10 protein-coding genes are annotated in these 13,441 nt (G+C 45.6%); 6 read left to right on the forward strand and 4 right to left on the reverse strand.

Features of this window, described 5'->3' with window-relative positions; translation table 11 throughout:
- Positions 1 to 24 precede the first annotated feature (24 nt).
- Entirely contained in the window at positions 25 to 1,878 is a 1,854-nt protein-coding gene (locus tag NI467_RS09640; RefSeq protein WP_253152635.1) for a cation:proton antiporter, read from the reverse strand.
- A gap of 70 nt (positions 1,879 to 1,948) precedes the next feature.
- Positions 1,949 to 4,171 (reverse strand): primosomal protein N', encoded by a 2,223-nt coding sequence (locus NI467_RS09645; protein WP_253152645.1) that lies wholly within the window; start codon positions 4,169 to 4,171, stop codon positions 1,949 to 1,951.
- A 150-nt stretch (positions 4,172 to 4,321) separates the two neighbouring features.
- Between NI467_RS09645 and gspF the strand changes: the two genes are divergently transcribed.
- The 3 genes from gspF (at position 4,322) to NI467_RS09660 (ending at position 6,694) form a co-directional block, all read left to right on the forward strand.
- Positions 4,322 to 5,527: a type II secretion system inner membrane protein GspF gene (gspF, locus tag NI467_RS09650; protein WP_253152647.1), complete on the forward strand. Its 1,206-nt coding sequence runs from the start codon at positions 4,322 to 4,324 to the stop codon at positions 5,525 to 5,527.
- A 79-nt stretch (positions 5,528 to 5,606) separates the two neighbouring features.
- Complete coding sequence (gspG, locus tag NI467_RS09655) at positions 5,607 to 6,074, forward strand: type II secretion system major pseudopilin GspG (protein WP_374982207.1); 468 nt, start codon at positions 5,607 to 5,609, stop codon at positions 6,072 to 6,074.
- Between the two features lie 284 nt (positions 6,075 to 6,358).
- Positions 6,359 to 6,694, forward strand: coding sequence for a hypothetical protein (locus NI467_RS09660; RefSeq protein WP_151207366.1), 336 nt, complete (start codon positions 6,359 to 6,361; stop codon positions 6,692 to 6,694).
- 57 nt (positions 6,695 to 6,751) lie between these two features.
- Here the strand turns inward: NI467_RS09660 and lnt are convergent, their stop codons facing one another.
- Entirely contained in the window at positions 6,752 to 8,311 is a 1,560-nt protein-coding gene (gene lnt, locus NI467_RS09665) for an apolipoprotein N-acyltransferase (RefSeq protein ID WP_253152649.1), read from the reverse strand.
- Complete coding sequence (locus tag NI467_RS09670) at positions 8,308 to 9,147, reverse strand: HlyC/CorC family transporter (RefSeq protein WP_253152658.1); 840 nt, start codon at positions 9,145 to 9,147, stop codon at positions 8,308 to 8,310. Before NI467_RS09670 ends, lnt begins: the two co-directional genes overlap by 4 nt.
- Positions 9,148 to 9,348: 201 nt before the next feature.
- On the opposite strand from NI467_RS09670, the gene tusA reads away from it, so the two are divergent.
- From tusA to NI467_RS09685, 3 genes are all read left to right on the forward strand, one after another.
- Positions 9,349 to 9,606: a sulfurtransferase TusA gene (gene tusA, locus NI467_RS09675; protein ID WP_253152660.1), complete on the forward strand. Its 258-nt coding sequence runs from the start codon at positions 9,349 to 9,351 to the stop codon at positions 9,604 to 9,606.
- Positions 9,607 to 9,855: 249 nt separating this feature from the next.
- Positions 9,856 to 12,642: a type VI secretion system Vgr family protein gene (locus NI467_RS09680; protein WP_253152662.1), complete on the forward strand. Its 2,787-nt coding sequence runs from the start codon at positions 9,856 to 9,858 to the stop codon at positions 12,640 to 12,642.
- A gap of 10 nt (positions 12,643 to 12,652) precedes the next feature.
- Positions 12,653 to 12,922: a hypothetical protein gene (locus NI467_RS09685; RefSeq protein WP_253152664.1), complete on the forward strand. Its 270-nt coding sequence runs from the start codon at positions 12,653 to 12,655 to the stop codon at positions 12,920 to 12,922.
- The last annotated feature ends 519 nt before the right edge of the window (positions 12,923 to 13,441 follow it).

The following is a 13,441-nucleotide window of genomic DNA, read 5'->3' on the forward strand; positions in this document are numbered from 1 at the left end:
GGTGACACTATTGTAAAACACAAGTTATGCCAGATCATCTCTTGTCGCATCAATTCCTGAGCGGTTGATGTCCTGTTGCTGCTGTGTATCTGGTTGCAGTGTGTGTAGCGGCTCCTGACTGAACAAATATTCCAGTTCTGCCAGATGATGCCGGTGTCGGTCAGTATGCAGGGCATCTTCGCTGTCTAAAGTATACTGACGCCTGAGCAGGTTTTCATCATGTTGGCGAAAGGTCTGGATAAACTGCGAAAAGTCCGCTTCCATTTCAGGATTTAAATCTTCCAGCAGGGCCTGGCCGAGTTCCAGTGCTGAGGCATAAGTTTCCCGCCAGATCCGTTCTACACCGAGGTCTTGCAGTAACTGTACATGATGACGGTCACGGACACGTACCCATAAGGTCATATCTGGATAATTCAGCCGCAGATGCCGGACCACCAGCAAATTGTCTTCAATGTCATCTATTGCCACGATAACATGCTGCACCTGCTCAATACCGGCCCGATACAGACTGTGCGGTTCGGTGGCATTGGCCTGATAAAACGGAATATGATATTCAGACAGCACATGGCTGGCTTCGACATGACTGTCCATGACGCTGAAAGCTTGTTGTTGCTGTCTTAAAATTCGTGCGATGATCTGGCCAAAACGCCCAAATCCGATCAGCAGAACCGGCGTGGGTGGATAGGGCACACTCTCGGTATTAAAAGTAGCCGCCAGATGATTCTGCCGGTCCAGCCGCGGCAGAATTTGGCTATGTAGCAGCCGATAGCATAACGGTGTCAAGCACATCGACAGGCTGACCATCCACAGAAGGCTAGATACTAAGACCTGATCCATAAGCTGGTGAGTGCTTGCCATCACCAAGGCGATAAAGGCGAACTCGCCACCTTGGGCAAGACTGACAGCCAGCAGGGCAGACTTGCGCCATGCTTGCTGATAATAACGTGCCAAGCCTAGCCCAAGCAGAAATTTGATCAGCATCAAGGCCGCCGTGCCAGCCAGAATGGTGAGGGGGAAATCAAATAGTTCCTGAACATCTAAGGACATGCCCAGTCCAATAAATGCCAGACCAATCACGATACCTTTAAAGGGCTGGATACTACTTTCTACCGTTTGACGAAAATCGGAGTCTGCTAGCAGAATCCCGGCAAACAGGGCACCGAGAAACAGGCTGAGCCCCAAGGTATGCATCAGGGCCAATAGAGCCAGCATGATGAACATAGCCACCAGCATATGTAAATCATGGCTGCCCGTTTTTATAATCCAGCGATAAAGAGGCCGCATCAGATAATGATTGAACAGGAACAGGCCGCTAAACGTGGTCATGATAGCGGCAAAATAAGCCACGCCATGTTCGGTCGAGTTGATGCCAGCAAATAAAGGAATCGCTGCCAATACTGGAATTGCCAGCAAGGCCTGAATCAATAAAATGGAATAGGTGGTTTGACCGGTACTGCTGGCCAACTGTTCCTGATCGTTCAGGTACTGGGTCACCAAAGTCATTGCAGACAGGCTGCCGGCCAGTCCGATGACTACACTAACCAAGAGCTGTTGCTGCCAGAATGCCCAGGCCATCAGGCTAAAAAACAGGGTGGAACCGAATACGAGTAAACTGGCCATGATCCAGCTGGATTGGGGAATTTGCAGGATACGCTGAGGTCGAAGTTGCAGCCCGATCCAGAACAGCAGCCCCAGCAGGCTCAGCTCTATAAAGCTGTGTAGGAGAGTGGGTGACTGGATCAGCGTGAAAACGCTGGGTCCCAGAATCAGGCCTGTTAACAGATAGCCCAGGACCTTGGGCAATTTGAGCATGTTACTCAGAGGCACGATAATCAGTGCCATTGCCAGGACCAGTGTTATTTGCAACAGTATCGACATTTTTCCGCCTTAAATTTTATTTTCATCCGATCCGCTTGAGCTTTTATTTATACAGACAGCTTCAATGGTCTTAACTGAGTTCCTGCGGATCAATATCCAGGGTCAGTTTCATGCTGGAAGGCTTTTCCTGCAACAGGTTCTGCCACCAGCTCCTGACATAATAATGCAAACGGGCACGATCTGCAGACAGCAGGACCATATGTGATTGATAGCGTCCAGCCTTACGTTCCATAGGAGCAGGAATCGGCCCCCAGATATCCAGTACCAGATCAGGATATTGCCTGAGTAGGGCCGCATGTTTCTGTAAGAATTCAGTATTTTGTGCCTGATCTCTGGATTCACAGCGGATCAGCACGGCATAACGAAACGGTGGCATCTGGGCAATTTGTCGTTCGGTTAACGTCTGCTTGGCGAAAGCGCGGTAGTTTTCATTGACCAGCGTATTCAGTAAGGCATGATCCGGTCTGAGCGTCTGTAAATAGACATCGCCCTTATGCTCACCACGTCCTGCCCGTCCTGCCACCTGGATGATCAGCTGTGCAGTACGTTCAGTGGCCCGGAAATCGACACTGAGCAAACCGGAATCAATATCCAGAATGGCGACCAGCGTGACATAAGGAAAATGATGTCCCTTGGCCAGCATCTGGGTGCCAAGCAAAATAGCCGGCTCGCTTTTTTGTATCTTGTCATAGATTTTTTGCCAGCTGCCCACCCGGCTGGTGGAATCCCGGTCGACCCGGATCACTTCAGAATCGGGAAAAAGCTCATTCAGATGTTCTTCAACCTTGCCGGTGCCCATGCCTAAAGTCACCAGCTCGGTATGCTGGCACTGCGGACATTGTTCAGGTAGACGATGAATGGTGCCACAGTGATGACAGTGCAAATGTTGATACGGTTGGCGGTGTACAGTGAAATTGGCATCACAATGGGGACATTGGGCCTGCCAGCCACAACTACCACAGATCAGTACCGGGGCATAGCCCCGACGATTAAGAAAGACCAGCACCTGCTCTTTTTTAGCCAGGCGTTTTTTAATTTCCTGAATCAGGTGCAGACTGATGCCATGCTGTTTTTGGGCGACTTTTAAATCCAGAATATGGATTTTGGGCATTAAGGCGCTGCCAGCACGTTGATTGAGTTCCAGCACCTGCATTTTGCCTTGCTGAACCAGCGCATAACTGTCAATACTGGGGGTTGCTGAACCCAGAATCACCGGACATTGCTGTAAATGTCCCCGATACAGTGCAACATCACGGGCGTGATAGCGAAAACCTTCCTGTTGTTTAAAGGACAGATCGTGTTCTTCATCCAGAATGATAAGGCCCAGATTCGGCATTGGCGTATAAATGGCGGAACGTGTGCCCAGTATGATCGAAGCTTTACCAGTTTCAGCGGCCTGCCAGGCTTGCAAACGCTTGCTGTCATTCAGCCCGGAGTGTAGCAGGGCAATATGACAATGAAAACGGGACTGAAAGCGGCTAATCGTTTGGGGGGTAAGGCCAATTTCGGGCACCAGCACCAGCACCTGCTGGCCTTGCTTCAGCACTTGCTGCATAACCTGCAAATAAACCTCAGTTTTTCCGCTTCCAGTTAGGCCATCCAGTAAAAAAGCCTGATATTTCTTGCAGTATTTGAGGATTTGCTGAATCGCATGCTTTTGTTCAGGATTGGCTGTCAGTGGCATCTGTGCCAGCTGCATCGGCTGAGGACTGAAATCCTGCTGCTCCAGTACACAGCAACAAATGCCTTTTTTTTCCAGGGCTTTTAATGTGGCGGTTTCAATCCCGGCCAGATTGAGTACATTTTCAGTCGTACCGACCGGATGCAGTTTTAAAATCCGGTAAGCTTCCTGCTGTTTTTCAGAGCGGCGAATTTTGGCTTCGGCCTCATGCTCTAGAAGCTTCCAGGTCCGGGCCAGCAGATTGTAGGGTTTTCCCTGACGCAATAATGTCGGCAGCGCGGTCTGGATCACTTCACCGATCGGGAATTGATAATATTGTGCGGACCATGTCAACAAACTTAAAACTTTAGCATCTAAAATGGCGCGTTCATCCAGGAGCTCCGTAATCGACTTAAGCTTGAAACTGGGATCAATCGGCGCATCCAGCGGCAGCTTTTCGGTAATCACACCGACCAGATTCTGCCGGCCAAAGGAAACCGCTACCCGGGCACCGACTTCGGCCTGTTGATATTGTTCCTGACTTAAACTGTAGTCAAAACAATCAAACAGACGTACCGGTACCGCAACGCGAACACGGTGAACAGGTACAGAAGGGGGAGCAGAATTCGGCATAATGATGAAAGAGGTCCTGATGAAATTTCGTCGTGCTCAAATTTCAGTTGTGTTAGAGTGAGCGGATAATTTATATGAAAGAATATGAATGATTTCGGTGGTCTGACGCAACCGCGTTAAGCAAAAATTTTGGAAAATTAGAGCATTACAATGCCTGCATATCAGTTTATTGCGCTTGATGCTTCAGGAAAGCAGCAAAAGGGCGTGCTTGAGGGAGATTCTGCACGCCAGATCCGGCAGCAGCTTAGAGATCAGGCACTGGTTCCGGTCTCTGTCGATCCGGTCGAGAAAAAAGACCAGCACTATCAGCGTAAATGGTTTGAAAAAAGTATCACAGCCTATGATCTGGCCTTGATGACCCGGCAATTAGCCGTGTTGGTGGCGGCTGCCATTCCGCTGGAAGAAGCCATTCGTGCCGTTGGCAAACAAAGTGAAAAAGTCCATGTGCAAAACCTGCTGATGTCGGTGCGCTCCAAAGTGCTGGAAGGACATAGCCTGGCTCAGGCCTTACAGCAGTCGGGACGTTTTCCTGAACTGTATACCGCGACGATTGCCGCCGGGGAGCGCTCCGGACATTTGGATCTGATTCTGGATCAACTGGCAGATTATACGGAAAACCGTTTCGCCATGCAGAAAAAAATTCAGGGTGCCATGATCTACCCGATTATTCTGCTGTTGATGTCTTTTGCGATTGTGATGGGTTTGATGACCTATGTGGTGCCGGATATTGTCAAGACCTTTGACCAGAGCAAGGATGCCTTGCCGTGGATTACTGTCGCTTTAATGAAAGCCAGTGATTTTATCCGGATTGCCTGGCCCTTTTTACTGATAGGCAGTATCACCAGTTTCTTCCTGCTGGTACGTTTTTTAAGAAGCACCGCCGGGCATTATGCCTTTGACCGCCTGACCTTAAAGTTGCCCTTGTTTGGAAAATTATCCCGGGGCATTAATGCCGCGCGTTTTGCCAGTACCTTATCCATTTTGACCCAGTCCGGTGTGCCGCTGGTCGATGCTTTGCGGATTGGTGCAGCTGTCAGTAACAACTGGGTGATCCGTGATGCGGTAAATCTGGCCGCTGAAAAAGTCACCGAAGGCGGCAACCTGGCAACCCAGCTGGATCGCAGTGGTTATTTTCCACCGATGATGGTACAAATGATCAAAAGTGGTGAAGCCTCGGGTGAACTGGACCGGATGCTGGATCGGGCTTCCCAGATGCAGGACCGTGAAGTCACCACCCTGATCTCAACCTTGCTGGCTTTAATGGAACCGCTGATGTTGGTGCTGATGGCCAGTATTGTTTTGGTGATTGTGATTGCAGTGATGCTGCCCATTGTAAATATGAATAATATGATTTAAACAGAAACCGGTTAAAATTTTCAGGTGCTTGACCTGAAGCCGAATATTCTGAACGATATAAACACATGCGAGAGATTAAATGAAAAGGAATCTGAACCAGAGTCGAGGTATTCCAAATACGATGCGAATCAAGAGGGCTGCAGGTTTTACCCTGATTGAAGTCATGGTGGTGATTGTGATTCTGGGAGTGCTGGCAGCACTGATTGTACCGAATGTGATGGGGCGGGGTGAAAAAGCCAAGGTCGATACCACCGTCATCAAACTGCAAAGTATTGCAGGTGCACTGGATCAATATAAGCTCGATAATGGTAAATATCCAAGTATGCAGGACGGGGGGCTGGATGCTCTGGTGAATCAGCCGGCAACTGCGAAAAACTGGCTACCGGGCGGTTATGTTAAAGGGGGCTATCCAAAAGACAGTTGGGAAAATGAACTGCAATATGTGATGCCGGGAACCGAGGGCCGTGCTTTTGATCTGTACTCATTTGGGGCAGATGGTCAGGCCGGTGGGGATGGAACGGATAGCGATATTTATTATCAGCCATAATCGAGAATCATTATAAATTCTCACTGAATGGAATATATCACTTCACTTTATCGCTTATTTTTGTATTCAGTGAAGTGATAATAGGTATTAATTATAAAATATAATATAAGCCTTTGAAAATTATATAAATTAAATAATAGAAACGATATGCGAGTTATAATAAGAATTATTCCCATGTTTATCTATTACAATTCTCGTAAGATATGAATAAAGCTACACTTTCTATTTATTTGAAAAAGCTCATAATGCTCTGAAAGGCACCTGACTCGCCAACGGAGAAATATATGAAAGCATTTATCTTGAAAGATGAAATCAACCAATTTCACTGGTTGATGCTGAAATCTGTTCTTCTGGTTTTAAGCATGTTGCCGGTCAGTCAGGGAATCGTTCATTTATGGCAGAACACCGAAGGTAGCAGCCAGATTATAGTAGCTTTCTTTGCCATCAGTGTGATGAGCAGTTTAATCGCTCTCTGTTTCTGGTCAGCATTAAATGTGAGTGTTATTCGCATTCAGGCCGAGCAAAGCTCAGCATTTGAACAGGCAGTCGTTTACATTTATCGTCATGTACCGATGCTCACTCTGGCCAGTATGATCTCTTATTTGGCGACTCAACTCTAAATACTGAAATTAAAAAACCGGGACTATAGGTCCCGGTTTTTTGTTTTCTCATTTCAATTACCGTCTCGACTTGAAGCTGACATCTACCTTACGCGGACGGAAACGCCAGCCGACTAGCAATAGCAGAGCTGAGAAGATCATGACAGGCCAATCGCTGAATTTCGTATACAGGGTCTGGCCCTGCATGGCTGGAAGTTCACCCCGTAATATGGCTTCCTGATCCATCGGGGCTTTTTTCACAATATGCCCCTTGTGATCAATAAACGCAGTTACCCCGGTATTGGTGGCGCGAATAAACCAGCGGCCATTTTCTTTGGCCCGCATTTGTACCATCTGTAAATGTTGCAATGGGCCTGCTGTGCCGGTAAACCAGGCATCATTTGAAACAGTGACCAGAAAATCGCTCTGACTGGCATTACGACGGGTTAAATTGGGATAAGCCACTTCATAACAGATGGCCGAACCGAGATGCTGATTTTTCACATTCAGCAGCTGCTGGTTATCAGCACCACGTGAGAAACCACTCATAGACGGGTCATTTTGCAGGCTAGGCAAAACCCAGCTTAACCAGCCGGAGAGGGGGATATATTCACCAAACGGCACCAGACGCTGTTTCTTATAAAGCCCGCTAGAATCGTCACCTGTGGCCATAATACTGTTATAGTATTTTGGATAGCCTGCTGTCTTGGACTCTTCCAGATCCCAGTACGGGATTCCAGTAATCCATGCTGTACCTGACTTTTCTGCCTGTACTTTCATGGACTCTAAAAATTCCTGAATATCGGTCTGGAACATGGGAATTGAGGACTCAGGCCAGACAATCAGATCACGTCCCCATTCGGTTTTGCTCAGATTGGCATAGATCAGCAGGGTTTTAACCTGATATTCGGTTAACCATTTCAGATCCTGAGGAATATTGCCTTGAATCAGGGAAACCGTTAAAGGCTTCTGATTTTTTGGCTCGACAAAGCTCAGTTGTGCTGCGCCCCATGCACCCAATAACAAGATGGCTGAAGGAATAGCCCAGAAAAAGCGTTTGTTCAGAATTTCGACCAGCGCACATGCCAGAACGATGACCACAAACGACACCCCGAATACCCCAAATAATGGCGCATAGGCATCCAGATAACGCTCGGTAAAGGCATAGCCGACAAAGAGCCACGGAAAACCGGTAAATACCCAGGTTTTTGCCCATTCAAAAAGTACCCACAGTGGGGCAAACGTGAGCGGGGTTTCCGGGAAAAAACGGCGATAAACAAAGGTCTGCACCGCTGTAAATAAACCCATGACCATGGCCATGATCAGGATCATGACTAGACTCATAACCGCGCTGGTATCACCATAGACATGGATAGAGGTATATAGCCAGAACGCTCCCACAAACCAGAGGCCGATTCCATAAGCCCAGCCGATAGCAAATGCTTGTTTGGCACTACGTCCGCGTACACAGGCATAGAGCAATGCAGGGGACAAAATGGCCAGCCACCAGTAATGATAAGGTGCCAATGCTAAGCTGAATATGGCTCCTGCAAACAGGGCAATCAATAAGGGATAAATCAGAGGTAATGGTTTTTGTGGCGATGAAGTATGCATTAACTTGTCAAAAGACGCTCTCATTGGCGTACTGCTCGAATCAGATGAATAGAACGGGAATCTGCTGCAAGAATGGTAAATTGCCAGTTGCCCAGTTCAATCACCTGACCTTCCAGATCACTTACCAGACCAATTTCCTGTAGCAATAATCCGCCCATGGTTTCCACTTCATCATCTGAGAACTGGGTATCCAGCATCGTATTAAAATACTCGATCGGGGTCAGCGCCTGAACAATCCAGGTATTGGCGGTCGCTGGATCTTGATCTGGTACGATATATTGTGATTCTTCATCCGCATTGTCATGCTCATCTTCAATTTCGCCGACAATTTCTTCCAGAATATCTTCCAGGGTCACCAGACCAGAGGTGGTGCCATATTCGTCGATGACGATGGCAATATGAGTCTGGGTATTTTTCAGCATGCGTAGAAGCTGATCCGAACGCGCACTTTCTGGTACAAACAGCGGCTGACGCATCAACGCACGGATATCCACTTTTGCAGATGGCTCGGTCAGAAACGGCAATAAATCCTTGGCCAGCAGAATACCCACCACATTATCCGGCTGATCCGATGAAAAGACCGGGAAACGTGAGTGTGCGGACTCCACCAGAACATGCAGAATATCCAGCAACTCATCATCTTCTTGCAAGCTGATCATGGATGTTCTTGGCGTCATGACCTCGCGAACTTTGGTTGCAGGCAGATCAAGAACGCCTTCAAGCATGGCAACAGTATCGGGTTCTAAAAATCGACGTGAATCTTGTACTAGTTTTAGCAGTTCGTCGCGAGTTTCGGGTGCAGTTCCCAGCCATTTACGTAAGCCGCGCATACCCCACGACGGGCCTGATTCCTCGTGCATGATCTTTCCTAAAGACTCTTAATATCTAAAAAAACGTGATTTTATCATACCGCAGAAAATACACTTGTCTATTGTAATTGTGCTGTAAAATCCTGATCAGATGGGTCAACAAGTATTTCACCGTCCGACTAAAACCGGATGCTGCAATGCCTGAGTCACTTTATGCTAAAATAGCCCGATTTTAAACTCCTGAGTCTGCCCATGTCTAAAGCTGAAATGACGCCTAGCTTGCAATTAAATACCCGAGGTCTGCGCTGTCCTGAGCCGGTAATGATGCTGCATCAGGCGATCCGTAAATCCAAAGCCGGTGATGTGATTGAGGTTTTTGCAACGGATAACTCAACGTCTTGGGATATTCCAAAGTTCTGTATGCATTTGGGGCACGAACTGCTGTTGCAGGAAGAACGTTTAGATGAAAATGGCAATAAAGAATTTCATTATCTGGTGAAGAAAGGCTAATCGAGTTTAGGCAGATGAACTTGATCATTTGCCTTTTCTATTTAAGTACATACAGGTTCTACGGCTGTGTAAACCCTCTGCATTTAAAATAGAAAACCTGCTTGAACTAAAACAAGAAGAGTTAAATAAAGATTTTTTACCTTCAAGCTCAACTCATAAGGAAAGCAAATAAACAGGTCAGATAAAACAGGCTAGGCTTAATCAATTAAATTCATTATAATGCCGAAAAAATAGTCATAAAAATTAAAAATGATAAGAATTTCTATTGCTCAGGTACTTGAACAATTGGGTTTAAGTGCGCAGAAACGTGCTTTACATGTTCAATTTTCTCATCCGCAACTCAATACAGAAGTTTTCCTGCAACGCATTGATGGTCAGCATGTTCTGAATTGGGGCATGAAGGTTGAGCTCATCTGTCTATCTACCAATGCCTTGATTCCGCTAAAAAAGTTTATAGGCACACAGGTCGCCGTCGATCAGGTGACAGATCAGGGGCAACTGTTTCGCAGTTCCGGGATTATCACCCAGGCTGCTCAGGGGCAAAGTGATGGAGCCTTAACGCTTTATAAACTGACTCTAGACGATGCAACCTCGCTCTGGCATAAACGCCGTAATAGCCGCGTATTTATGGACAAAAATGTCCGTGAGATTACTGAAGTTATCTTTAAAGAATGGCAGAGTAAAAGTCCACTATTTGCCGCTGCACTTAAGCTAGATTTATCCGGTTTGCAGCAGACTTATGATGTGCGTCCTTTTAGCATGCAGTCGAATGAAACCGACTATGATTTTTTAACCCGTTTATGGCGCAGTGAAGGGATTAATTGGCTGATTGATGAGTCTGAGCTGATGGTCGTGCATTCTTCTGCACCGATTGCAGCGCAAAAGCTCAGACTGATTGATGATAATCGCCACTATCAGGCACTACGTCGCCGGGCAATCCGTTTTCATCGTTCCAGTGCGACAGAGCAGGTGGACAGCATTAGCAGCTTTATTGCCGAACGGCAGTTACAGCCGACCGCTGTCTATATCCAGCGTTGGCATGCCGATCGCCTGAGTCAGGAAGAAGGCGCCGGTTCAGTACAAAGCAAGCATCAGCATAGCCAGATGCAGAACAATGCCAGTCTGGGACTGGAACAAGCCTGGCATATTAGTCCAGCATGGGTGACCGACCTTCAGCAGGAAGATCAGGCCACCCCAGCCTCAGCTGCACAAATCGAGAAGGTCAACCAGAACTTACAACATTTTTATGCCGCTGAGGCCAAGCAATTTCTAGCGACATCGACGGTGCGTGATGCTCAGGTCGGCTACTGGTTCAGACTCGATCAGCATCCTGAAATTGACCAGCATGAGGCGGCAGATAAAGAATTTTTAATCATCTCCAAGCACTTCTATAACCAGAATAATTTGCCGAAAGACCTGAATGCACAGGTCAGTGCGTTAATCCAGCAAAGCCACTGGCAGGTGACAGCAGTTAAGGATGCTGATGAGCGGCAGGCCAATCAGTTAGTCTTGCAACGTCGCAATATTCCCGTCGTGCCTGAATATCAACCTATATTGCATCGACCCCAAGCCTATCCGCAACGGGCAAAAGTCGTCGGGCCAGCAGGGGAGGAAATTCATGTCGATAAATGGGGGCGAATCAAAATCCGTTTTCTATTTACCCGTTCAGATGACCATGCCCATGACAGTGGCGCAGGTAGTAATGACAGCGATACCGATTCAGCCTGGGTGGATGTTCTGACCCCGTGGGCCGGTGAAGGTTATGGGGTCCGTTTCTTGCCACGTATTGGTGAAATTGTGGTGATTAACTTTTTTGATGGCAATATTGACCGGCCTTTTGTGGTAGGCCGGATTCATGAAGGTCAACGTTCACCGACCAGGTTTGATCAGAAAGGACAGCTACCAGAGACTAAAAAACTCAGTGGTATTCGTTCGCAAGAAGTGCAGGGGCAAGGTTTTAACCAGCTGCGTTTTGATGATACCACCGGGCAGATCAGCGCACAGTTGCACAGCAGTCATGCGGCCAGTCAGCTCAATCTGGGTAATTTGAGTCATCCGAAAGAACAGGCTGAAAGTGAAGGACGGGGTGAAGGCTTTGAATTGCGTACTGACCAATGGGGCGCAATTCGTGCCGGTGAAGGTTTATTGATCTCGACTCATAAACAGCAAGCTGCAGATGGCTCACATATGAATGCTGAACCGGCAAAAAACCAGCTGGAATCAGGTCTGCAGGCGAGTCAGGCACTGAGTGAGGTGGCTAAAAATCAGCAAACTGATCCGCTTGAAATCTTTGAGAATTTAAAAAGCTTTATTGAGCAAATTGAACAAAAGGATCAAGACAAAGCAGCTGCCTTTAAACAGGCGATTATGATTCTGTCAGCCCCACAATCCATTGCGCTGAGTGCCCAGCAGGATATTCATTTATCTGCAGATGGCCAGATCAGCCATCAGGCAGCCGACAGTATTAACCTGAGTTCACAAAAACATATTATTGGCCATGCCGCTTCAAAAATAAGTTTATTTGCCGCTCAAGAAGGTGTAAGAGCGTATGCGGCAAAAGGTAAAGTTGAACTACAGGCGCAGAATAATGAGATGGACATTATTGCGCGTAAAGGCGTCAAAATTATCTCTACTGAAGATCAGATCGAAATTACTGCAGCCAAAAAGATTGTACTAACTGCGGGCGGGTCACAGATTGAAATCAGTAGTGCGGGAATTTTGTCAACAACGGGTGGCAAGTTTGAGGTAAAGGCGGGGCAGCATTTATTTGAAAATAGTGAAAAAATTTCTCAAAAATTTCCTATATTACCAATCATTGATAATTCTTATATTTTGGAATATCAGGTTAAAAACAAAGAAAAAACTCCTTTAATAAATACACCATATATTTTAATAGATGAAGATGGGTGTTTACAAAAAGGAATAACTGACTCTGAAGGTTTTATGAAAATTAAAAGAACAGGCTCTTCCCAAAAAATTATTACAAGAGTGTTAATAAATGAGGTTGAAGAAGCCCAAGATGCAAAAAAGATATAGGATTAATTAAATGTCTATAAAATATTCTAGATTAGAATTTAAAGTTTATCCTCCTTTAAAATTAAAAGACTTAACTTATAAGTTTATGGTCAGTAACCCTCTTACTAAAAAAACTATATTTACATATGAAGGAGAATTTGATGATAAAGGTTTTACTAAGTGGTTTCATATATATTCTCCACAAAACACCTTAATATATCTAATTTTTTATCGAAATGAAGTTATTCAAAAAATAGCAGTAAAAGCTTATTCTCAGCCTAATAATTGGAGTTTTTTTTGATTTTAAAACAACCGTAGAACAAACACAAAAAGAAAAGAAAAATATTAGAGAGATTTATCTTAATAATGCAGAAGTAGCATGGTATTTAATAAAGAAAAAGGAGGAATTAATTAATTGGTCTAAACGAATATTCAAGCAGCCTCTAATAAAATCTGACTGGGAAATTCTTAAAAAAAATAACCCTCATATATTAGATCTATCATCTACAAGTACACTTGAACCAGGCCAGATTATAGTTTTATCGAATACAACGACAGCTAATGAAATTTCTGACTATAAAAAATATGCTGAAGAAGCACAAGATAATTTAAATCAAATGAAAAAAGATAAAAATTTCGATGCGGAATTTTTCGCTCAAAATTATGAGTTTTTATATGATGCTCTACAATCTCAGGAAACAAAAATTACGAATCAAAATATCTTTAAGAATAATAGATTTCTTTCATAAGTCATTTTTTACTCAGCTCCAAGTTATAAATTCCAGCAATTAGATTGAATCTCAAACCGAGTCTTTTAGCT

This window comes from Acinetobacter sp. S4397-1, from assembly GCF_024129285.1.
Lineage (GTDB): Bacteria > Pseudomonadota > Gammaproteobacteria > Pseudomonadales > Moraxellaceae > Acinetobacter > Acinetobacter lwoffii_C.